This is a genomic window from Parabacteroides sp. AT13 (assembly GCF_002272965.1).
In the GTDB taxonomy this organism is placed as follows: Bacteria; Bacteroidota; Bacteroidia; order Bacteroidales; family Tannerellaceae; genus Parabacteroides; species Parabacteroides distasonis.
In genome coordinates this window covers 1-21,300 of the sequence record NZ_NQMH01000002.1, presented here as the reverse complement: position 1 = coordinate 21,300, position 21,300 = coordinate 1, and the positions used below count along the sequence as shown (strand labels likewise).

Annotated in this window: 16 protein-coding genes, 2 pseudogenes and 1 CRISPR repeat array; of the genes and pseudogenes, 11 read left to right on the top strand and 7 right to left on the bottom strand. The window is 43.3% G+C overall.

All coding sequences use genetic code 11. From position 1 onward, the window contains the following. Positions 1-13 precede the first annotated feature (13 nt). The gene (locus CI959_RS14435) at positions 14-1,231 is read right to left on the bottom strand and encodes an MFS transporter (RefSeq protein WP_005855551.1); all 1,218 of its coding nucleotides are present in this window, start codon (positions 1,229-1,231) and stop codon (positions 14-16) included. 105 nt (positions 1,232-1,336) lie between these two features. Beyond that, complete coding sequence (gene tpx / locus CI959_RS14430) at positions 1,337-1,837, bottom strand: thiol peroxidase (RefSeq protein WP_022193127.1); 501 nt, start codon at positions 1,835-1,837, stop codon at positions 1,337-1,339. Positions 1,838-2,002: 165 nt separating this feature from the next. Between tpx and rmuC the strand changes: the two genes are divergently transcribed. Continuing rightward, positions 2,003-3,274, top strand: coding sequence for a DNA recombination protein RmuC (gene rmuC / locus CI959_RS14425; protein ID WP_022193126.1), 1,272 nt, complete (start codon positions 2,003-2,005; stop codon positions 3,272-3,274). Continuing rightward, a complete protein-coding gene (locus CI959_RS14420; RefSeq protein ID WP_005855548.1) occupies positions 3,271-4,854 on the top strand; it encodes a YfcC family protein in 1,584 nt (527 codons plus the stop codon). Before rmuC ends, CI959_RS14420 begins: the two co-directional genes overlap by 4 nt. Here the strand turns inward: CI959_RS14420 and trxA are convergent. From trxA to cas9, 4 genes are all read right to left on the bottom strand, one after another. Then, positions 4,851-5,150: a thioredoxin gene (gene trxA, locus CI959_RS14415; RefSeq protein WP_005855547.1), complete on the bottom strand. Its 300-nt coding sequence runs from the start codon at positions 5,148-5,150 to the stop codon at positions 4,851-4,853. The two genes, CI959_RS14420 and trxA, sit on opposite strands and share 4 nt — an antisense overlap. An 866-nt stretch (positions 5,151-6,016) precedes the next feature. Next, positions 6,017-6,987: a CRISPR direct-repeat array (repeat unit 47 nt; unit sequence GTTGTGATTTGCTTTCATTTTAGTAACTTTGAGCCATTGGAAACAGC). Positions 6,988-7,094: 107 nt separating this feature from the next. Further along, entirely contained in the window at positions 7,095-7,427 is a 333-nt protein-coding gene (gene cas2 / locus CI959_RS14410; protein WP_005855545.1) for a CRISPR-associated endonuclease Cas2, read from the bottom strand. 1 nt (position 7,428) lies between these two features. Further along, positions 7,429-8,358, bottom strand: coding sequence for a type II CRISPR-associated endonuclease Cas1 (gene cas1, locus CI959_RS14405; RefSeq protein ID WP_005855544.1), 930 nt, complete (start codon positions 8,356-8,358; stop codon positions 7,429-7,431). A 114-nt stretch (positions 8,359-8,472) separates the two neighbouring features. Then, the gene (cas9, locus tag CI959_RS14400; protein ID WP_005855543.1) at positions 8,473-12,747 is read right to left on the bottom strand and encodes a type II CRISPR RNA-guided endonuclease Cas9; all 4,275 of its coding nucleotides are present in this window, start codon (positions 12,745-12,747) and stop codon (positions 8,473-8,475) included. 589 nt (positions 12,748-13,336) lie between these two features. Here cas9 and CI959_RS14395 point away from each other — a divergent pair. Continuing rightward, complete coding sequence (locus CI959_RS14395; RefSeq protein ID WP_004289313.1) at positions 13,337-14,467, top strand: site-specific integrase; 1,131 nt, start codon at positions 13,337-13,339, stop codon at positions 14,465-14,467. 59 nt (positions 14,468-14,526) lie between these two features. Here CI959_RS14395 and CI959_RS21685 read toward each other — a convergent pair whose 3' ends face one another. Further along, entirely contained in the window at positions 14,527-14,820 is a 294-nt protein-coding gene (locus tag CI959_RS21685) for a hypothetical protein (protein WP_224200298.1), read from the bottom strand. Here CI959_RS21685 and CI959_RS14385 point away from each other — a divergent pair. From CI959_RS14385 to CI959_RS14350, 8 genes and pseudogenes are all read left to right on the top strand, one after another. Beyond that, entirely contained in the window at positions 14,725-15,369 is a 645-nt protein-coding gene (locus CI959_RS14385; protein WP_007478951.1) for a hypothetical protein, read from the top strand. The two genes, CI959_RS21685 and CI959_RS14385, sit on opposite strands and share 96 nt — an antisense overlap. A gap of 198 nt (positions 15,370-15,567) precedes the next feature. Beyond that, the gene (locus CI959_RS14380; RefSeq protein WP_004294465.1) at positions 15,568-15,942 is read left to right on the top strand and encodes a helix-turn-helix domain-containing protein; all 375 of its coding nucleotides are present in this window, start codon (positions 15,568-15,570) and stop codon (positions 15,940-15,942) included. After that, a complete protein-coding gene (locus CI959_RS14375; RefSeq protein WP_004289317.1) occupies positions 15,920-17,044 on the top strand; it encodes an AAA family ATPase in 1,125 nt (374 codons plus the stop codon). The genes CI959_RS14380 and CI959_RS14375 overlap by 23 nt, the downstream gene beginning before the upstream one ends. Before the next feature lie 81 nt (positions 17,045-17,125). Continuing rightward, positions 17,126-18,013, top strand: coding sequence for a toprim domain-containing protein (locus tag CI959_RS14370; RefSeq protein WP_004289318.1), 888 nt, complete (start codon positions 17,126-17,128; stop codon positions 18,011-18,013). A 240-nt stretch (positions 18,014-18,253) separates the two neighbouring features. After that, positions 18,254-18,700: a hypothetical protein gene (locus CI959_RS14365; protein WP_004289320.1), complete on the top strand. Its 447-nt coding sequence runs from the start codon at positions 18,254-18,256 to the stop codon at positions 18,698-18,700. A 1-nt stretch (position 18,701) separates the two neighbouring features. Next, a complete protein-coding gene (locus tag CI959_RS14360; RefSeq protein ID WP_004289321.1) occupies positions 18,702-19,028 on the top strand; it encodes a DUF4134 domain-containing protein in 327 nt (108 codons plus the stop codon). Between the two features lie 74 nt (positions 19,029-19,102). Beyond that, positions 19,103-19,360 (top strand): annotated as a pseudogene (locus tag CI959_RS14355) (DUF4134 family protein); the annotation flags it as partial. A gap of 562 nt (positions 19,361-19,922) precedes the next feature. Beyond that, positions 19,923-21,300, top strand: a pseudogene (locus tag CI959_RS14350) (reverse transcriptase/maturase family protein); the annotation flags it as partial.

The following is a 21,300-nucleotide window of genomic DNA, read 5'->3' as shown; positions in this document are numbered from 1 at the left end:
AAATACGATATCGTTATCTCTTAAAACTCTCTTTCAGACTGATCAACGAAGGGATAAAAAAGGATATAATACCTATCAAACATAAAAAGCCCCCACTTATTATAAAGGTATTTCCAAGCCCGATAGAATCCGCCAAAAAGCCGGTACTCAAAAGACCGATCATCGAAGGAAGCATACTAAAGCTCATGTAAAAAGAGAATACCCTTCCCATAACTCCCGGATCAATGCGAGATTGGATAACCGTAGTAAAAGTAGCAAAATACAGGGAACCACAAACACCTCCTAAAGCCGTCAGCACCGCAAACCAGATAAAACCGGATACCGGTAACAACCCGGAAAACAAGAATGTCAATCCCAACGCTATATACATCCCATTAATCAACAGTATCTCATTCCAACGATATTTCTTAAGCCCCAGTAAAGCACCCGCGAGCAAGGCTCCTCCACCCCATGAAACCTCGACCAAACTCACTTGGAAAGCATTTCCGGCAAAGTGATTCAACGTCATCAACGGGAATAAGACACTTACCGGCATAATCACGAATGTAGCCAATATAGACAATAGGAATAACCACGATAGCCCATATTGGTTACGGACTTCCATAATCGCCTCTTTCGCCTCTCTCCAAAGATGCAATTCTGAATTTCGTTCCTCATGAGAAGGATCGGGAATAAAGACAAAGCAGAGCGATAGACAAGCGAACGCCGCTCCAGCCACATCCAATAAGAGGATATTCGTCATCTTCATCATCGTTATGAATAGACCGGCCAAAGCGGGCCCGGCGATATTACACACCGACTGGATCACCTGATTAATCCCAGCTATGCGCATCAACTCCGATTTTGGAGCCAGCAAAGGAACAGAAGCTTGCATAGCGGGCATATGAAAGGCAGAACCTACGGAACGAAGGGCCAATAACACATATATATGACTAATCTTAGCCAAATCAAAATAAAACAAGACCGCCAATATCAACGTACAAAAAGCAATAAAGCTATCTGCCATAATCATCACCCGCTTCCTTTTCCACCGGTCGATAAAGATCCCCGTGAAAAGCCCCAAAACAGATTGAGGTAACAAAGCGGCCATCGTAGCAAATGCCAATACCTCAGCGGAACCTGTCTCCAGACTCAACCACAAGACTATCGCGAAATTAACAATCGAACTTGTCAGTATAGATAAGAACTGCCCCGTCCAAATAATGGCAAATACTCGCTTCCAGTTATCCATATAAACGTGTTTGTATTAAAAAAACGAAGGCCGCGGGATTCACATCCGACGGCCTCCTACACTAACCCTTAACTTTAACCAATGAAAAACAATAATCTACTACATTTATTTCAACGCAGCTAAAGCCGCATCGTAATTCGGTTCGGTAGTAATCTCGGGAACAAGTTCCTCATAAACCACCTTACCAGCTCCATCGACCACTATCACGCCACGGGCTAATAACCCTTTCAGCGGACTGTCTACCAGAAGCATCCCATACTTATCCTCAAAACATGAACACCGGAACACTGACAATGTAATCACTTTATCAATACCTTCCGTAGTACAGAAACGTCCATGCGCAAAAGGTAAATCTTTAGAAACAGCTAATACCACCGTATCCGGATGCGAAGCGGCTTCTTTATTGAAGCGTCTTACCGATGCCGCACATACACTTGTATCCAAGCTCGGAAAAACATTTATCACCACTTTCTTTCCTTTCAAGTCGCTTAGCGACAATTCGGATAAATCACTTTTTACACCCTTAAAGTCCGGAGCCTCTGTCCCAACTTTTGGCAACTCGCCGTTCGTATGAATCTCGTTACCTTTTAATGTTACTTTTGCCATCTTTGTATGTAAATTAAATAGTCTTACTTTAAGTTGGCTGCGCAAATATAAGCAGCTTTCTGTCGATAAAACAAACGAAAATAAACAATGTTTTTTCATTTAACTCTATTTAACTACTGTTGCAAAATACAGATTACCTATCTTTGACGTCAAAATTAAAAACAGATGGATTGGATTATTATCGGCGGACTTCTTATAATCATCGTGACGCAAATCCTTTTGCGTCCTAAACAGCTAAATAATAACAAAGAAGACCTAGAAAAGTTACTAAACGAGATACAACGCTCGTTCGACCGTATCGAGAAAAACTTTAGGGAGGACTTCCGCCTGAACCGGGAAGAAAGCCGGTTAGTAGCAAAAGATAACCGAGAAGAGCTGGCTCGTTCCATGAATGAGTTCAAGGAAGCCTTCGAACGTGGAATCGATTCTTTTAACAGGTTGCAGAAAGAGAAATTCGCCGCCTTGGACGAACGCCAACAGAGATTAGTGGATAACACGGAAAAAAGGCTGGAAGAGATCCGAGTCACCGTAGACGAGAAACTTCAAAAGACATTGAATGACCGTATCGGGCAATCTTTCCGTTTAGTCTCCGAACAATTAGAAAGTGTACAAAAAGGACTGGGCGAGATGCAAACCTTAGCACAGGATGTAGGAGGATTAAAACGGGTACTTAGTAATGTTAAGACCCGGGGAAATATCGGGGAGATCCAACTCAGTATGTTATTGGAGCAGTTATTGGCACCAGAGCAATACGAGGCGAATGTACATACCCGGAAAGGTTCGGATGCGGTCGTTGAATTCGCAGTCAAGCTCCCCGGGCGGGATGATGCCCGAGAATTCGTATACCTTCCCATAGACGCTAAATTCCCGAAAGATGTATACGAACAGCTCCTAGACGCTTACGATGCCGCAGATTCCCAAGCGATCGAGACAGCCGGAAAATTATTGGAGACAACGATCAAGAAGATGGCTAAAGATATTTCGGACAAATATCTGGCACCTCCCGCCACGACCGATTTCGGCATTATGTTCCTGCCGTTCGAGGGCATTTACGCCGAGGTCGTACGCCGTTCCGCTTTATTGGAGGACTTGCAACGAAACTACAAGGTAGTCGTAACAGGTCCCACTACCCTAGCGGCCATACTAAACAGTTTACAAATGGGCTTCCGTACATTGGCGATCCAAAAGCACTCAGGGGAGGTATGGACGATCTTAGGGGCCGTGAAAAAAGAATTCGAGAAAGTAGGCGGTATGCTCGAGAAAGCCCAAAAGAACTTGCAAACCGCCAGCGGGCAAATAGAAGAGGTTTTAGGTACCCGTACCCGTGCCATCCAACGTAAACTCAAAGACGTAGATACGCTTAGCGACCGTGAGGCCCGAGCTATCCTTCCCGAGATCGGAATATTAACTGAAGAAGACGAAAAAGCAGAATCATGAAAAAGAGACAAATACCCCACACTTACGTAATCATTTTTTACATCATCTTATTTTGCGCCGCATTGACATGGATTATCCCCGGTGGGCAATACACGGAAAATATCAGCCCAGATGGAGAGCGGACCGTTGTATATGAATCCGTGGAAAGCGTACCTCAAACATGGGAGGTACTCTCCGCCTTTTATAAAGGATTTGTGGACAAGGCGGATATCATCGTCTTCATCCTCATCATCGGTGGTGCATTCTGGATCGTGAACGACAGTAAGGCATTTGATATCGGGACAGTCAGTTTCCTGCGGAAAGCACGCAAAATGGAGAATAACCCCATCCTTCATAAAATAGGCATAGACAATTTTTTATTGACCGCTATCATGCTACTTTTCAGTATATTCGGGGCCGTATTCGGGATGAGTGAGGAGACCATCGCTTTTTGTCTGGTCTTGGTCCCGATGGCGATATCTATGGGATACGATTCCATAACCGGCGTATGTATGGTTTTTATAGCGGCGGGATTAGGTTTCGCCGGAGCGATTTTAAACCCTTTCACTATCGGTATAGCGCAAGGCTTAGCAGGAATTCCTCTTTTTTCCGGCATCGAGTATCGTATCGTTTGTTGGTGTATTATCAATGTGGTAGGCTTCACATGGATATTGCGTTATGCCGCCAAGGTAAAAAAGAACCCTCAATTGTCACCAGTCTATGAGGATGATCAATACTGGAGAGACCTACATAATACCCATTCTTTGGAAATCGTGTACAGGACCCCGAAAGCCGCATGGGTCAGTTTTATCCTATTGGCAATCATCTTAGCGGTCTTTTCTGTCTATTATCCCCAGACATCCTTAGAAATCGGGAATAGTGTAATCGAGGGACTTCCCTTAATCCCGATTCTTAGCGTAGCGTTCATAATCAGTTCGATATTCACTCTGCGGAAAACCGTACATTTATATATATTGAACCTTTTATTCTTCACGATCTTTTTCCTGATAACAGGCGTAATGGGCTATGGATGGTACATTATGGAAATAGCGACTTTATTCTTCGCCTTGGGCATAGCGGCGGGAATCGCCAATGGACGCGATCCGAATGAGCTTGTGAAACTATTCTTAGAGGGTTGCAAGGATATTATGAGCGCCGCCTTGGTTGTCGGTTTGGCAGGAGGTATCATCGTAATCCTACAAGAAGGCAAAGTGATCGATACGATTCTCTTTAACCTAGCGAAAGGGATGGAAGGCTTGGGGCAAGTAGCTACGGTCGGGATGATGTACGTTATCCAGACGCTTATCAATTTAGTTATTCCTTCCGGAAGCGCCAAAGCGGCCCTTACCATGCCTATCATGGCCCCATTCTCGGAGTTGATCGGTTTATCCAAGCAGGCCACCGTCATGGCCTTTCAGTTTGGCGATGGCTTCACGAACCTGATAACTCCCACATCAGGTGTCCTGATAGCGGTTCTAGGAGTAAGCCGTATCCCGTATGATAAATGGTTCAAATGGGCATGGAAGTTCATCCTTGTCCTAGTGATCCTAGGATTCCTATTATTGATCCCAACGGTATTGATCCCGATGAACGGCTTTTAATCGATATAGCTTTGCGCCTTCCGCAATAGGCTTCCGTGATCCATCACGCCGGAAGAGCGCCATACGATCTCACCTTTCTTAAAGATGATCAAAGTGGGTACGGATTGGATCCTCAACTGTGTGGCAAGTGCTTCGTTCTTATCTACATCAATTTTAAGGACACGCACTTGTCCCGCCAACTCCTTCCCCAATGCCTCGACCGTCGGACTCAACACCTTACACGGGCCGCACCATGTCGCAAAAAAATCCACCAATACAGGTTTATCCCCTTTAATGATATCGTCGAATGTTTCCATCTTACCTACTCTTTATATATTTACAATCTGTTTAATCTCAACCATAGGGAACCAAGCCCCATAGTTTCCAGCTTAAGCCTATCAAAAACAAATGTACGAAATTAAATCATTTATCTAAGACCTAAACAACACGGCTCTTTCATTTACCCATCCGTTTCAGCAGGCCGGAATGCATGGATCTCAAGTAAAATTCCGCACAATAAGCTCACGAGAGAAACTTATATATAAGAAACTGATAATCAGTATTAAAAAATAGGATAATCTTTCCAAAAAAAATAAAAAAGCCGTGCCTAAACAATCTTTTACCAGAACACCGCACCAAAATATTCCTCAATCAATGCAAATTGTCATTCTGACACTTTGCAATCTAAACGCTTGGAGAATCGATTATTTCGAGGCAAGGTACGACTTGCTTCCAAATTCGAAAATATTTTTTCACAATAATCTATTGAACAACGCATTACAAATTTTCACTGATTTATTCTAGCGAAAGATTTCGTCTTCTGTCAACCTCAGTCGGACAAACAAGCGACTTTTTATCTGAAAACAATAAGCTTTTCATCCGAAAACAATCGGATTTCCGGTCGGAAACAATAAGGATCGCAGTCGAAAACAGCATACAACGCCGTTATAAACACCTTACTATTGGATCATAATCCCTCTACAAAGCCTATTCATACACTAAAAAATGGCGAAATACGCTGTTTCCGCCTTCCTTTTCTCTCTATTTTCGCATTTCCATAAAAAGCCTTTATCAGCTAAAAGTCTCCATTTTGAGCAAAATGACAGAAAAAGAGATATTTTGATGACATAAAAGAGAATGGCTTACTTTTTGGTGTAGCTGCCCCAATATTTTGCAATATTTTATTGTGACTTGCTTTCATTTTAGTAACTTTGGACCATTGGAAACAGCTTCTCTGCGTTTTGGTTCAATGCGATTGCAGTTGTGATTTGCTTTCATTTTAGTAACTTTGAGCCATTGGAAACAGCTTTGTGCGCTACCAAAAGGCCCTGTCCCTAGTTGTGATTTGCTTTCATTTTAGTAACTTTGAGCCATTGGAAACAGCTCAGATTGAGTTTATGACCAAGCTATACGAGTTGTGATTTGCTTTCATTTTAGTAACTTTGAGCCATTGGAAACAGCTTCCTTTTCCACGTTATCGATGTAGTATGTGTTGTGATTTGCTTTCATTTTAGTAACTTTGAGCCATTGGAAACAGCTCCGTAAGACGGGAGATAGACCGCCTCACGGTTGTGATTTGCTTTCATTTTAGTAACTTTGAGCCATTGGAAACAGCACCGTCCCCTTGGAAAGAGTCATGCTTTGTGTTGTGATTTGCTTTCATTTTAGTAACTTTGAGCCATTGGAAACAGCTTCAGCTTTTTGGATTTTTCCAGTTCCTCTGGTTGTGATTTGCTTTCATTTTAGTAACTTTGAGCCATTGGAAACAGCTCTCTTTCACTTTTTCCTCTGATAGCTTCGGTTGTGATTTGCTTTCATTTTAGTAACTTTGAGCCATTGGAAACAGCAGCCGATCCTTCACGCTTACCCACGGGGATGTTGTGATTTGCTTTCATTTTAGTAACTTTGAGCCATTGGAAACAGCTCCTTAGAAAGAGATAATACTACACTACCGTTGTGATTTGCTTTCATTTTAGTAACTTTGAGCCATTGGAAACAGCGCGGCAGTGCCTAAAGCCATTTTAATAGTAGTTGTGATTTGCTTTCATTTTAGTAACTTTGAGCCATTGGAAACAGCCTGACTCGGGAAACGAGGAATTACAAAAGAGTTGTGATTTGCTTTCATTTTAGTAACTTTGAGCCATTGGAAACAGCATATTATCTATTAAAAACTATTAATCAATGGATTACAAAGCACATCAGAATAAAAAAAACAGATATTGTTTCCATTAAAAATCCCGCTTGACAGCGGGATTTTTCTTTTAGAACAACTCCAATTGCTGTCCAGGAGTATTCACTTCCACCGTTTTCTTTCCATAAAAAAGTTCAATATTCCCAAACTGCTTATCCGTAATACACATGATTCCGACATTCCCATGCTCCGGAAGAAAAGATTTAACTCTTTTTACATGTACGGCCGCATTCTCGCTACTAGCACAATGGCGGACATAAATAGAAAACTGAAACATCGTAAATCCATCTCTTTGTAGATTTTTCCTGAAATCCACATACGCCTTTTTCTCCTTCTTCGTCTCGGTAGGCAAATCAAACAACACAAGTACCCACATAACACGATATTCGCTAAACCGATCCATATTACATTTCCGGATAGGAGATTCTACGCAATTCGCCACTAAAGCACTTATACAGAGAAGCCGTAGTTTGCCCGACAGCCACCATCAACGGACTACGTTTTCCTGACATATAAGTTTCTAGCACAGGAATAGTAAGCAGCTGCGCTTTCAACTCTCTCGTTAGTTCCGCATAATCCACTCCCTGCTTTATGATACCACAGACCAATTGATCCACATACGGACGATAAGGCTCCATGATGTCATCTGCCAAGCAATAAGCATTATAACGATTATGATGGTGGATTCCTAAAGTAGGCAAAAGCCCACTTGCCACCAAGCTACGAGCAACAACCGCCCGCAGAATAGCATATCCATAATTCAACAAATTGTTAGGCGGAATGCCCTCCCTGTCTCTTGTGAAACCTTCTATCCAAAACAAATTCTTCCAATAATAAGCAGCCGCTCGGGCTTCCAGGTTACTCGTATCTCCGCTTTTCACATCCGAAGCCCATGCGTACATACATTTCACTTCTGCGCCAGAACATTCTTTCAATACGGCTGCCTGATTTTCAATCTTCGTCTTTATGGTCTGCTGCCAAAGCTGTTTCTTTAACGGTAGAGAGGCATCCAACTGTTGCCGGAATCTTTCGTTTTGCGTCGTGTTCCCATACAGAGGAAGCATCAAACCAACCGGCATACTTTTACTGTTACATGTAATGACAGCACAATTATTTTCAAGTAAAGCTTCCAACACGCCCGAAGAGATGGTGATCTGCTTGTGATCCAGTACCACAACTCCAATATCCTCAATGGGTTTCGTCACTTCTGAAGTTCGTTTGAAACTTTCAGGTAACGTATCATTCCTGACTACCTCCGGTAATTTTATCATCAACTGAGCATTTTTCAGAGACAGATAAACGGGGTTTCCAAAATAAAGGGTTTTCTTGATCATAAGCAGTTAGATTTTAAATTACTATTAATCAGTATAAAAGTCTGTTTCTAAAAAGGGTACAACCTTTTTGAGAATAGCATACACCCTATTTATTTCAATTTCTAATAGATACTATTAATATTCTCCCACTGATACTATTTGTCCAATGTGGTTAATTCGGATCTTGACAACACTATTACCAAAAGAAAGTGTTTTATATTGTTTATAAGCAATATCTTTCAACTCTTTCATATCTTTCACTGTTGTTTCCAAATGATGTCTAAATTTATAATCTCGAACAACATTATTTCCATACATAACTTTTGACATAGTCTGCACCCTAAATAAATTCGGACTAATCATTGCATAATTATCCGGATTCAACAAATCCACCTCCTTCGGATTGAAGCCTGTCTTTTCATTCGGGAACACGAAATATTCATTCTGCTTCATGCTAAACAAAAATTGCCAACCTTCACTTTTTCTGTAATCCTTATCAATAATAGGAAGTCCTAAATTAGCCCGTGTTACAGCCTCAAAGAAGGGGACAACCACCTCGTCCAGTTCATACATCAGATTACCATCCTCATCAAACGTCACCTGTCCTTTCTTGTCTAAAACAGGTTTACGATAAATAGCCACATGATGGTTGTTTCCGGTATTTACAAAATCCACAGGGATTTGTTTTCCATTTTCATCCCATATCGGATTCCCATTCTTATCTTTCTTCACGTGTATCGATTGGGCATTATTGATTCCTCGGATGCTAACCCGCTTGATACTTATCCCCTTTTCCTTATTCAGCCATATCGGATTTTCCCAAAAATTAACAAATGCCTTTTTGGGATCTCCACCGTATTCTTTCAAACGCCGTTCTAAAATAGCACGTACCTTTACATCAACTACTTTATCCACATTCAAAGCAGGATCGACCGGTTTTCGGATAGTATAAATAGTTTCAAATTCAACTGTTTGTACCTTCTCCGGAACTCGTATGGTCTGATACTTATCAGCATAAAGCGGATTCTTTTCCAATGCATTTTTTCCTGTAAATGCTTTCTTTGGATCATTACCGAATGTTTCCAACCGTTTAAGTAAGGCATTTCGATAAGCCCGTTTACTCACAGTCGCTATTTTAGCCGCATCAAAAGAAGCATTCACCTTTTCTATTTTTGTCACATATTGTTTGTGACTACCATAAACCGTTTCCAAATGCAACTGACCTCGCGGAGTTTGCTGTATCTTCGTATTTTCACCCTTTCTCTTTTTTGTTCGATTAACATTGACAGTCACCACCTTGTTCTTAGCTTTAATAGATACCAGCAGTTTTTCCAAATGCTGTTTGGCTTCTATCCGGAATTGCTCCAATGGAATAGGAGGCAAAGCTCTTCCTTTGTCAAAATAACGGGTCTTGATACCTATTATATTCGTATGGTTTCTATTGCCTGAATCTTGTGCCGCATTTTTATTATTGAAATACTGAATAAACGCATCCTTTGTAAAAGCTACCGTCAGCGCATCCATCGCATGATGCCGATGGTCATTCCTTTTTGTCCAATCCTTTATTCTTTTGATTTTTCTTCCGTCCTTATCTTCGTATGTTTCCACAAAACCCAAGGCTTCATATTTAGGCAGGTTCAGTTCTTTCATTACATCCACCAATTGCCAGTCTTCACGCAATTGATCTGTAATGGAACCGGTAGTTGCCACTACTCTACGGCAGATTTCGTTCAACATAGCGAGTGCTTTTTTCGCTATATATTGTGTATTTCTCAAATCCCTATCAATGAAACCATCCGGTATATCCTTCTGTTCCATTTTCAATTTCCGAAGTTTCGCCTTTTTGTCATTGAACAAGCTTTCGCAACGATTTATATATTGTTGCAAGCCTTCTTCTCCATATTTTTCTTTTACAAAATCATAAGCGGTCTTATTTCCCTTTTCTATATTAATAGCCTTATACTCCAATGTCTTGTTAGATAAAGAATCATCAAAAAGACGGGATTGTGGAATAATATGTTCTATATCTATCTCCTTACTGAAAATCTTTTCTTTAGGTATATATTGATTGGAATACAATGTTTTATATCCATTATCTTTCAACTCTTCATAAAGTTTGTAACGGATAATATCATTGCGGCTCACGTTCATCATACCAAATTCATCTTGCAACAATTTACGGATCTCCTCATGCTCACGGGTACTCTTTGCGATAGCTTTCGTCAGTTCCTCACGTTCTTTGGCACTCTTCTTTAATTCACGAGCCAATTCCACTCGGATTTCATCAGGTTTTCCATACGTATCAATGATTGTATTGATTACATTCACCATCTGACTCAAAATCTTTTCAACCACCGGATTTCGGAGACTGTTTTTAGGAAGAACCTCCAGCTTGCCCTTTAAAACCTTATTTTCTATCTCCTCCTTAGTCAGTGAAGATTTGGAATGACGATAACCGGCATATTCACAAGCCACATCATACAGATTACCCTCTTTCAAATAGGGTAAAATCCTTTTGATGGCTTTCGCGCTCAAACTTCCGTAATCATCTTGAAACGAAAGACTGGCTAGCTCTACAGCATATTCTTTCTCAACTCCGCAAAGTTGCATGATCTTTTCAATCAGTTTGCCGTTACCGGTCGACGTATTATCTCCTTCAAAAGAATACAACAGATGCCAAAGTCTGAAATAAGGTTGCATCTCGAGCTCTTTCCCCTCTTTGGTTAAGTCAATGGTAAACAGATTCGTATTCCAACCTAAATCGGTAAAGATAGTTCTTAGCTGTCCGATTATCTCATCTGCTGGTTTCTTAAAATCCAACGGTTCGTAGCCATACTTTTCTATCATTTTGCTATAGGCAGAAAAGAGAGAAAACCCAGTACGATTTCCATCTATTTGTTTGAAGTTCAAATCCAATTCCTGTGGATTTTCAAATAAGAGCTTCAACACATCTGCTTTCTTCATGTTTTCTTTTATCGCAAGTTCTCTTGCCAGTATTTCTTTTTCTTCTGGATACAAAGCCCTACTTTCGCTTGCCGACAAAGCATTTCTTTTCTTCTCTCTTCCCAATACCTTTATGTCATTCAATGTCTGCCATACCTTAAATTCCTGAAACAATGGATGCGAACGAGGTATCACCTTGCATCCTATGACTTTGGTCTGTTTCTTTCCATCCTTTTCTACTACAATCTCCAACCTTTCAAACTCACAGAAACTAATCAAGCCTTTCTGACTTTTCAGACGTCGTTGGTAAAAGATGATCATATCGCGAATCTCTTTTTTCAATTCAGCTGTCAATTCCTTATGAAATTCTGCCTGCTTTTCCCAAATTCTATCAAATTCATCCAAATAATCCTGCCGATAGAATACCATATTGCGCAAACTTGCATGGGGATTCTTGTCTAACTCAGCCATCTGATACTGTCCGACCGTTTGATGATTAAAGTATAACACTTTGCTCCTATCACTAATGGCTCCCAAATAACCACTAGACGCATTTATCTGACCATTGATCTCTTGCAAGACTACGGCTATCTCTTCCAAACCTAATTGTTCAGTAAGAGCTTGCGCACGCCAACGATAATTTTCCTTTTTCAGTTCATACCCCTTAGTCGTCCGTTTAAGACCGACAAGTTTACATTCTTTTTCTATCGTTTCATTCTTTGCTTCTCTGTCATTCCAGCCAACCACTTCTTCTTTCCAAACAAAATAGTTAGCCAAGATAGCCCATGTCTGGCTTCTGTTTTTTCCTTTGATTTCTTCTTTGGCGGCATCACAGAAAACATCAGGATGAAATTGCTTTTGAACACTCCATATTCTATCCAACTCTTCTTGCAAATCAGAACGGTAAAAGTCTGGCAAAACTTTCTTGCCCGATTCAAGTAACTGCGAACAAAGTTGCCCCGGAGTCAAATCCTCCTCATACAGCTTTTTAGCAATCTCCATTCCATCAATCAAAACTCCATCTTCTTCCTTTTTTACCTTTCGACTACTTTTATATCCACGTTTTTTATTAATCATCAATAAGACACGGGATAGTTCCTCTAAAGAAATCTCTTCTTCAGCAGCTTTAGCCCGTAAACGACAGGTTTCAAACGTAGTTCTGTTTCCTTGTTCCGAAAGGATAGTTTCGTCGGTAATAAAACCCAGCTCTTTCAAAAATTCAACCAACGCATCACGACGTAATTTATATCGCTGCAAATTACGGCGCATACTTCTTTTAAGAGTTCTTTCCGCATTTGTAGTGATACTTTTCCCTTTTTCAAAGTTCTGCGTTTCATCTACTGTCAAAGGATTTACTCTCACACCTAATCGGATGATTGACGAGACTTCCTCATCTGTTTCAGCTTCGTTCACCAACGCCCACCCTATACTATTTGTCCCTAAATCCAAGCCTAAAATCCTTTTCATAGTATGTTATCTTTACATTTTCCCAAATATAAAAATTTTATTTCAGAAACACTTGCACGCAAGCATTCCATTTCATATATTTGTCATACTAAAATGAAGCAAATCACAATAAGGATTATTCCGTTGTGAAAACATTAGGTTCCCTCGCCCTTCTGCGGGGGATTTTTTTATGCTACGAAGTTCTAAAATCAGCCTAAATGCCAGCTTGGTAGAAACCCGTGGAAAGGACAGTATATCTTCTATGCCACTTGCAGTATATATTAAATGACAAAGTAAGTAGTACTTACTTTTACGGCATATTCCTCAATCCTGTCCATTCCTAAAATCACTTGTCACTTTTGGGGTAGTTAAACAACTTTACTTGTCAATAAACAAACAGGCATATTAAAGATGAAAATAAAATCCAAATAAATACAACTAAATATGCTTTATATCAGTTCTTTATAGGGTAGTTATTTCTTTCAGTTGTTTTCACTATTTTCTGTTAATTGGTTCTTTTTGGGTACATTTTTGTTTCTTGTTTGTTTCTTGATTTCAGTTTTAATTCGTACATTTGCATACGAAAAATAACGAATGAAAGAATACGATTATGCCACGAATAAAGAAGCCTAAAAAAGTAAAAGAACCAATCCGTCTTCGGATGAAGGATTTGTCCGATGGCAGCAAAAGTCTGTATCTGGATATATACCGCAACGGCAAACGGACATACGAGTACCTGAAGCTGTATCTTATTCCGGGAACGGACAGCAATACCCGTCGGCAAAATGAAATAACAATGGCTGCCGCAAATGCCATCAAGTCGAAACGTATTATCGAGCTGACCAGTGGTGAAGCCGGTATCGTGAACCATACGGATAAGATTTATCTGCTGGACTGGATGCAAACCTATCTGGAGTACCAAGAGAAACGCGACAAGAAGGGCATCGGTCAAATCAAAGCCGTTACCCATATCCTGAAAGAATATGCAGGGGAAAGATTTATATTGGATCGGGTTGACCTCGCTTTTTGCCAAGGCTATATCGACTACATGCTGACAACCTTCCGCCCTAAAGGAAAGCCGATAGCAGCTTCTACACGCAACACCTATTATCAGATATTCAATGGCGCCCTGAATGCTGCCGTTCGGGCTAAACGGTTGTTGAGAAATCCGTTTAACGAGATGGAAAAGTCGGAGAAGCCCAAAATGCCGGAAAGCGTGCGGTCCTATATGACCATCGAAGAGGTACGGGCATTGATTGCCACTCCGATGCAGGAAGGGAGGGTAAAAAATGCCTATCTGTTCTCCTGCTTCTGCGGACTGCGTATCAGCGATATTGTCGGCCTGAAATGGAAGAATGTCTTTGTCGATAACGGCCAATACCGTCTGGCGGTAGCTATGCAGAAGACCAAAGAACCGATTTACCTGCCACTCTCCAACGAGGCGTTGAAATGGATGCCGGAGCGTGAGGACAAGGCTGCAGACGATCCTGTGTTCAACCTGCCTTCAAATATCAATCAGTATCTCAGACCGTGGGCCGAAGCGGCCGGAATCACCAAGCGTTTTACTTTTCACACCGCCCGGCATACATTCGCGACCATGATGCTGACGCTCGGTGCGGATCTCTATACCGTATCGAAGCTGCTTGGCCATACCTCCGTGAGAATGACACAGGTGTACGCCAAAATCATCAACCAGAAAAAAGACGAAGCAGTCAATTTGGTTAACGGCCTATTCGACTGATGTAGTCATACATGTCAAATTCAATTTAAGGTAAATATTTCCGGCTTTTCTCCGATATTTCAAATGGTCGAAGTAATGCCACTATTATAATAAGTATAAACCCATAAAAAACAATTCGACATGAAAGGACAAAACAACAGGTCCTCTCTTTTTTTGAAGGGAGACCACATCTGCACCACTTCGCTACGGAACAGGATGTAGCGGAAGAATTTTACGAGTTGCTCTCCGAAGCAAGGGAGCTTTATCTTCAAGACGTCATGACAGGCGGCAAACGATATGGCCGCTACGTGGATGACTTTATAAACAGCCACCGGTACATCGACTGCAACAGTGCGGTTTGCAGGAATTGCCATGAAATGAACATTCATATCATCAGAGGGCTGTTGCTCGATTGTACAAGTCTCGTCAAAAGCCTCTTTACCGCAGAAACATTTTCTTTCGAGGAGTGCATGGCCTTGAAACAAAAGTACGACATTGCCGGAGTATGGTTCGACTCTTCACGTATAGAAGATTCCAGAAACGCTCCACCTCTCTCCTTTGGTTGCAATTTTTCCCGTGAACAGATGACAGGTATTGTGGCTTGCGCCAACGCTTATCATCTGTTTTGCGTTTCCACTCTCCGCATCGAGGACATGGAAGCGCTTTTTGCCTGCAAGGAGAATTTCTGTATACGTGTGAACAATATCCGCCATGTGGCGGTTCTGTTCGATGCGTTGCTCGAAAACACCTTTATCCTACCTCACTGGCAGTCGGTTCTCGACAAGGGGCGGTTCCTGTTGTCCAAAGACGGCACAAGATATGTTACCGCTTCAAGCCTCTCGTCTGCCCTCTCTGCGGCGAGGAACAACATTACATCGGCAAACCTCGGCATACGAAAAGCCATCAGTCGGCTGAAAATATGACACGAAGTGCCAAAAAGCCAAGTATGTGAAAGATAAAACAGTGATAGTTGCCGTGATACGTGCATAGTATCATGCCGGAATTTCCGGCTGTCCGGTTCACATCACATAACTTTGACCTCCGTTAGCGCGCTGCATAACGGAGGTAACTCTCCATTGTCTAATTTTAACATGTATTTTATGCAAAACAGAACAACATTCATGGAGCGGTTAAGCGAACGGCTGACCGCCATAGAAGCGGTTCTCAAGAAGTTGGAACCGGTGGAAGGTCTGTTGGAGCGTGTGGCTTTACTGGAAAATACCATTTACACGACCAAGAAAGTCTTCACTTTTCAAGAGGCGTGCATGTATATCGGCGTGTCCGAAAGTATGTTGTACAAACTCACATCGAACAAGGAAATCCCGCACTACAAACCTCGCGGCAAGATGCTTTACTTCGCGAAGGAAGAGCTGGACGCATGGCTCTTGCAAAACTACGAACCTACGGTGGACGATGCCATGCGTATGGCGACGGAAGTATCCGCAACCCAACCGTTCTTTAACCAGAAGCGCTATGGAAAACGAAAAAAGAACTGACCGTAACTCGTGGGCGGAACTGGACGAGAATCGCCTGTCGGATATTCTCACGGCATCGCAGATAAAGGCCACGGACACCTACGTGACTCCGCCCCAGATTATATGGATCGACAACTCCACCATAGCGACGCTCGGCAATTTTAGCGCTTCGACGGGTAAGGCGAAGGCGAAAAAGACGTTTAATGTCTCTGCTATTGTCGCTGCGTCACTGGCGGGCCGGCAGGTTTTGAACTACCGGGCGCATCTGCCCGAAGGCAAGCGCAGGATCTTGTACGTGGACACCGAACAGAGCCGTTTCCATTGCCATAACGTGTTGGAACGTATTCTCCGCCTGGCGGGACTGCCCACCACAACCGACAACGAGAATCTCGATTTCATTTGCCTGCGGGAATACACGCCGGCCGTGCGTATTGAGGTCATCGACTACGCTCTGCGACAGAACAAAGGGTACGGGCTGGTCATCATTGACGGCATCCGCGACCTGATGCTCGACATCAACAGCACCAGCGAATCGGTGGAGGTTATCAACAAGATGATGGAATGGTCGTCGAAATACGACCTGCATATCCATTGTGTGCTGCACCTGAATAAAGGCGACAACAATGTGCGCGGGCATATCGGCACGGAAATGAGCAATAAGGCGGAAACGGTGCTGGTCATCACCAAGAGTGCGGAGAATCCCGTTATCAGTGAAGTTCATGCGCTGCATATCCGCGAGAAGGAGTTCAAACCGTTTGCTTTTTCCGTTGATGACGAAGGATTGCCGGTCATGGTGGATAACTATTCGTTTGATGGCAGCGTGAGACCGAAGGCCCGGAGCAGCTTCATGGATTTGTCCATCGAGCAGCACCGGGAGGCGCTTTCCGCCGCTTTCGGGGACAGGCCCATCAAAGGTTTCGAGAACGTACTGCAGGCTCTCATGGCCTCCTATGAGGCTATCGGGTTCAAACGGGGACGCAGCGTCATGATAAAACTGCTGCAGTACCTGACGGAAAACCTGAAGCTGATCGTCAAACGGGACAAGCTCTTTTATTACGATGTGACCCCGACCGAAGCCTTGCTTTTCGACGAAGAATGCGAGGACGCAGAAGGTGAAAAATAATTTAGTTTACTTTGGTCCGGGTATATATAGGAGAAAAACCAAAGTAAACCGTTTTTTGAAAACAAGTGAAAAGAAAATGACATGACCATAGCGGAAGCAAAACAACTGCGTATCGTGGACTATCTTGCCAGTCTCGGCTACCACCCCCAGAGTGTAACATCGAAACAATACTGGTATTTGTCGCCGCTACGCAATGAGCGTACCCCGTCGTTCAAGGTCAATGACCGGCTCAACGAATGGTATGACTTTGGCGCAGCGACGGGCGGAGACCTTGTGGAACTGGGCAAACACCTTTACCAGACGGACAGCGTGAGCGAAGTGCTTGCCTATATAGGGAAGCACGAGAACGCTATCCCGATACAAAGGGTGCGGATTCCGGGGACAACGCCCCGACCCGTCGAAGCCGACATGAAGGACGTGCTCGTCGTACCGTTGCAGCACCATGCGCTGCTCTCGTACCTTCATTCCCGTGGAATCGACGGAGACATCGGCCGCATGTTCTGCCGGGAGGTCCATTATGAATTGCGGCAACGGCGCTACTTCGCCCTTGCCTTCGGTAACGTGGCGGGCGGGTACGAGGTTCGCAATCCTTATTATAAGGGCTGTATCCGGTGTAAGGACATCTCTGTCATCAGGCATTCTCATAGTGAAGCACAGAACCGGGTTTGCGTGTTCGAAGGCTTCATGGATTTTCTCTCTTACCTGACGCTGAAACAGACGGGTGATGATACGGTCTGCATCGGCGCACCTTGCGATTACCTCGTGATGAACTCGGTGAACAACCTGAAAAAGGCTTTGGAACACTTGCAGGTGTACGAGGAAATACACTGTTATCTCGACAATGATCTCGCCGGACAGAAAACGGAAGAGACCATCGCCGGCATGTACGGCAAGCGGGTGCACAACGAAGCACTCCGTTATCACGAGTACAAGGACCTGAACGATTACCTGCGCGGAAAGAAACGGTAAGGCATTATCGTTACCCCTCCCTTGAAAGCTCTCCTCCCGGAGGGCTTTTTTTATGCCCGTTTTTCCCGGTACATTCGCCTTAAAGTATGAAATTAAAGTTCAATTTATATGTTTCATACTTATTTATACGTAATAAAATATTGTTTGATATAAAGAGTTTTCATTATATCAAATATAATACTTTTCTTTGCTTTTGTACTTTCAAAGTTCAATTAAAGTTTAATTTCATACTTAAAACAGATGAGTTCATACTTTATATTCGCCCTTGTACTGACGGTGCTGTACATCGTCTATTACGCGGTCAATATTACCCGTGACCTGTATGGAAAGAAGGGAACGGAGAAGACTGACGAAGAAGTTTTCGACCTCGGTCCGATGGATGCCACGGAAGAGAGTGTCGAGGTTTCGGAGAACGAGACCGGGTTTAGTATCGGAAATGAGACATGCGACACGGAAGCCGTAGCTGCCCCGCCTGCGGTACAAGACGGCGATACAGGGAAAAAGGAGGCAGCCGCGAAAGAGCGGCTTGAAAGGCTGAAGGCCAAGGCGGAGGCGCAGATGGAAGAGATCGCTCCCTACCTGTCCGACGGCTTTACCGACGAAGAGATGTATAAGGCGTTGATTTCCAAAGGACGCTTGGACAACCGTCCCTGCCTGAAATGGAGACCGGTCAAAGATAAGCTGTAAGATGTCGAAAACGAAAAAGATACTATGTGCGCTTTGTTCCATCATCCCCTGTTCAGCTCTGGCGAAAAGCGGCAGCGTGAATTACAGTTGGGGTGCGGATGCGCTGGCGACGATGCACGACTACGTGGTAACAATGATGTTTTACGTCCAAGCTCTCTGTTGTGCCATCGCCGGGATTTGTGTGATTGTGTCCGGATTCCAGATTTACGTAAAGATGAACACGGGCGAGGACGGCATTACCAAGTCCGTCGTAACGCTTGTGGGCGCGTGCCTGTTCCTGATCGGTGCGTTCCTCGTCTTTCCTGCCTTTTTCGGCTATCGCATATAGAAACGGGAGGCAGGAATCAAGTACCGCCATAACGATTCGAAAGAACTGCAATACTTACCCTAAAATAAATAATCATGTTTCAAAAAACAAAAAGACAAATGAAAAAAATGTTTTCTGCTAAAAAAGTACAGATGCTCACACTGATGTTGCTGTGTGGCACGACGGCCGTCATGGCCCAGAACTCCGCAGGCGATTATTCCGCCGGTACGACTGCACTGGCTACCGTGACGGAGGAAATCGCCAAGTACGTTCCCATCATGGTCAAACTGTGTTACGCCATTGCCGGTGTTGTGGCTATCGTAGGCGCTATCTCGGTGTACATCGCCATGAGTGCGTCCGTAATGGTTGCATGATAAATTCCTCTTTAGCAAGAGGATAGGTCAGGGTTCAAGTGATCTACTTCCACCCAAATAAGCCCGAGGGGAAACCTAAAGGTGAAAATAGCACTTTGGGAAAGCAATAAGTCAGTCAAAAGCCAGACTGCGACTGAATTGCGAGGGAGAAAGACAGATATGAGGATAAAGTCCATACTGATTGAACGATAGCCCAGCGGCAAAAGATGTAGCTGCGACGGAAGGCTTTTACAAACGTCGCATTGTGGCACTAAGACAACGTCATTGGTGTTATAGCAAAGAACCAGCCACAACGCAACCGCAGTAAGCGGAGAAAAGGGCGGAAGTCGTATCCGACAATCTGTCGTGCTAATAGTTATCATACAGCTAAACGGAGATTACCTAAGTTGGAAAGCCATGAAAGTGGCTATGGGCTTTGGCTCTGAATATCCAATATGGTAACGGAGTTCCCATAGTAGTCCGAGCAAGGTAATGCCTTGTACATGGCGAAGGGGAACAGTTAGTAATGTTTTAATACAAATTTTGAAAACGTGTAAGACGTATGGAAAAATCAGAAAGAGTATTAAAAGCTCTAAGTGACCACAGTCAAAGTTCGGATTATAAATACGAGCGACTGTATCGGTATCTGTTCAGTGAAGAGATGTTCGCTGTAGCCTACCAACGCATCTATGCGAAGCAAGGCAACATGACACCCGGAACTGACGGCAAGACCATCGATGAGATGAGTCTTGAAAGGATTGAAAGATTGATTGTGTCCTTAAAGGACGAAAGTTACCAACCCCACCCTGCACGCAGAGTGTACATACCGAAGAAGAACGGCAAGAAACGTCCGCTCGGTATTCCCTCATTCGAGGACAAATTGGTGCAGGAGGTAGTTAGACTGCTGCTTGAAGCTATTTATGAAGGTCATTTTGAAGGCACTTCACATGGTTTCCGACCGCATCGAAGCTGCCACACGGCATTGGGTATGATACAGAAGTCTTTTGCGGGAGCAAAGTGGTTTATCGAGGGAGACATCAAAGGCTTCTTTGACAACATAGACCACAACGTACTGATTAGCATTCTTCGTGAACGCATATCAGATGAACGCTTCCTCAGACTTATCCGTAAATTCCTCAATGCAGGGTATGTGGAGGACTGGAAGTACAACAAGACGTACTCAGGAACTCCGCAAGGTGGAATAATCAGCCCCATGCTGGCTAACATCTACCTTGACAAGTTCGACAAGTACATCAAGGAGTACGCAGCCAAATTCCGCAAAGGTGACAGACGCAGCATCAATCCCGAATACTGGCGTTTGAACAATAAGAAGAACTGGCTGAAAAAGAAGTTGCAGAAAACATCCGATGAGCAGATACGGAAAAGCTATCTGTATGAAATTGCCCAACTGAGCAAACAGATGCTGTCCACTCCTCACAAGGATGCAATGGATGCGGACTTTAGAAGAATGCAGTATGTAAGGTATGCGGACGATTTCCTTATATCGGTTATCGGAAGCAAGTCTGAATGCGAGACCATCAAAGCGGACATCACCCAATTCATGAGAGAACAACTCAAACTTGAATTGTCTGATGAGAAAACTTTGATAACACACGCACAAGACAAGGCGAAATTCCTTGGATATGAAATCTTCATCAGAAAGTCAGACGCAGTGAAAAGGAATAAGGACGGAGTTCTCAAAAGAGACTTCAACGGCGCAGTGGTGTTAACCCTTAACTCGGCTGTGATACAAAAGAAGCTCACTGAGTACAACGCGTTGGAGTCAGAAACATTGATGGCAAAGACATTTGGTGGTCAAAGCCTCGCAGATATATGACTCCAATGAAGCCCGAAGATATTCTTGCCCAATACAATGCGGAAACCAGAGGACTTTACAACTACTATTCACTTGCTGCAAACGTGTCCAAAGAATGTGCATC

Coding starts and splice junctions, on each gene's coding strand:
- tpx (WP_022193127.1), bottom strand. CDS start 1,837: ATGGCAAAAGTAACATTAAAAGGTAACGAGATTCATACGAACGGCGAG.
- cas1 (WP_005855544.1), bottom strand. CDS start 8,358: ATGATCAAGAAAACCCTTTATTTTGGAAACCCCGTTTATCTGTCTCTG.
- CI959_RS14370 (WP_004289318.1), top strand. CDS start 17,126: ATGACCATAGCGGAAGCAAAACAACTGCGTATCGTGGACTATCTTGCC.
- CI959_RS14435 (WP_005855551.1), bottom strand. CDS start 1,231: ATGGATAACTGGAAGCGAGTATTTGCCATTATTTGGACGGGGCAGTTC.
- trxA (WP_005855547.1), bottom strand. CDS start 5,150: ATGGAAACATTCGACGATATCATTAAAGGGGATAAACCTGTATTGGTG.
- CI959_RS14360 (WP_004289321.1), top strand. CDS start 18,702: ATGTCGAAAACGAAAAAGATACTATGTGCGCTTTGTTCCATCATCCCC.
- rmuC (WP_022193126.1), top strand. CDS start 2,003: ATGGATTGGATTATTATCGGCGGACTTCTTATAATCATCGTGACGCAA.
- CI959_RS14375 (WP_004289317.1), top strand. CDS start 15,920: ATGGAAAACGAAAAAAGAACTGACCGTAACTCGTGGGCGGAACTGGAC.
- CI959_RS14395 (WP_004289313.1), top strand. CDS start 13,337: ATGCCACGAATAAAGAAGCCTAAAAAAGTAAAAGAACCAATCCGTCTT.
- CI959_RS14365 (WP_004289320.1), top strand. CDS start 18,254: ATGAGTTCATACTTTATATTCGCCCTTGTACTGACGGTGCTGTACATC.
- cas9 (WP_005855543.1), bottom strand. CDS start 12,747: ATGAAAAGGATTTTAGGCTTGGATTTAGGGACAAATAGTATAGGGTGG.
- CI959_RS14420 (WP_005855548.1), top strand. CDS start 3,271: ATGAAAAAGAGACAAATACCCCACACTTACGTAATCATTTTTTACATC.
- CI959_RS21685 (WP_224200298.1), bottom strand. CDS start 14,820: ATGGCAATTCCTGCAAACCGCACTGTTGCAGTCGATGTACCGGTGGCT.
- CI959_RS14385 (WP_007478951.1), top strand. CDS start 14,725: ATGACAGGCGGCAAACGATATGGCCGCTACGTGGATGACTTTATAAAC.
- cas2 (WP_005855545.1), bottom strand. CDS start 7,427: ATGGATCGGTTTAGCGAATATCGTGTTATGTGGGTACTTGTGTTGTTT.
- CI959_RS14380 (WP_004294465.1), top strand. CDS start 15,568: ATGGAGCGGTTAAGCGAACGGCTGACCGCCATAGAAGCGGTTCTCAAG.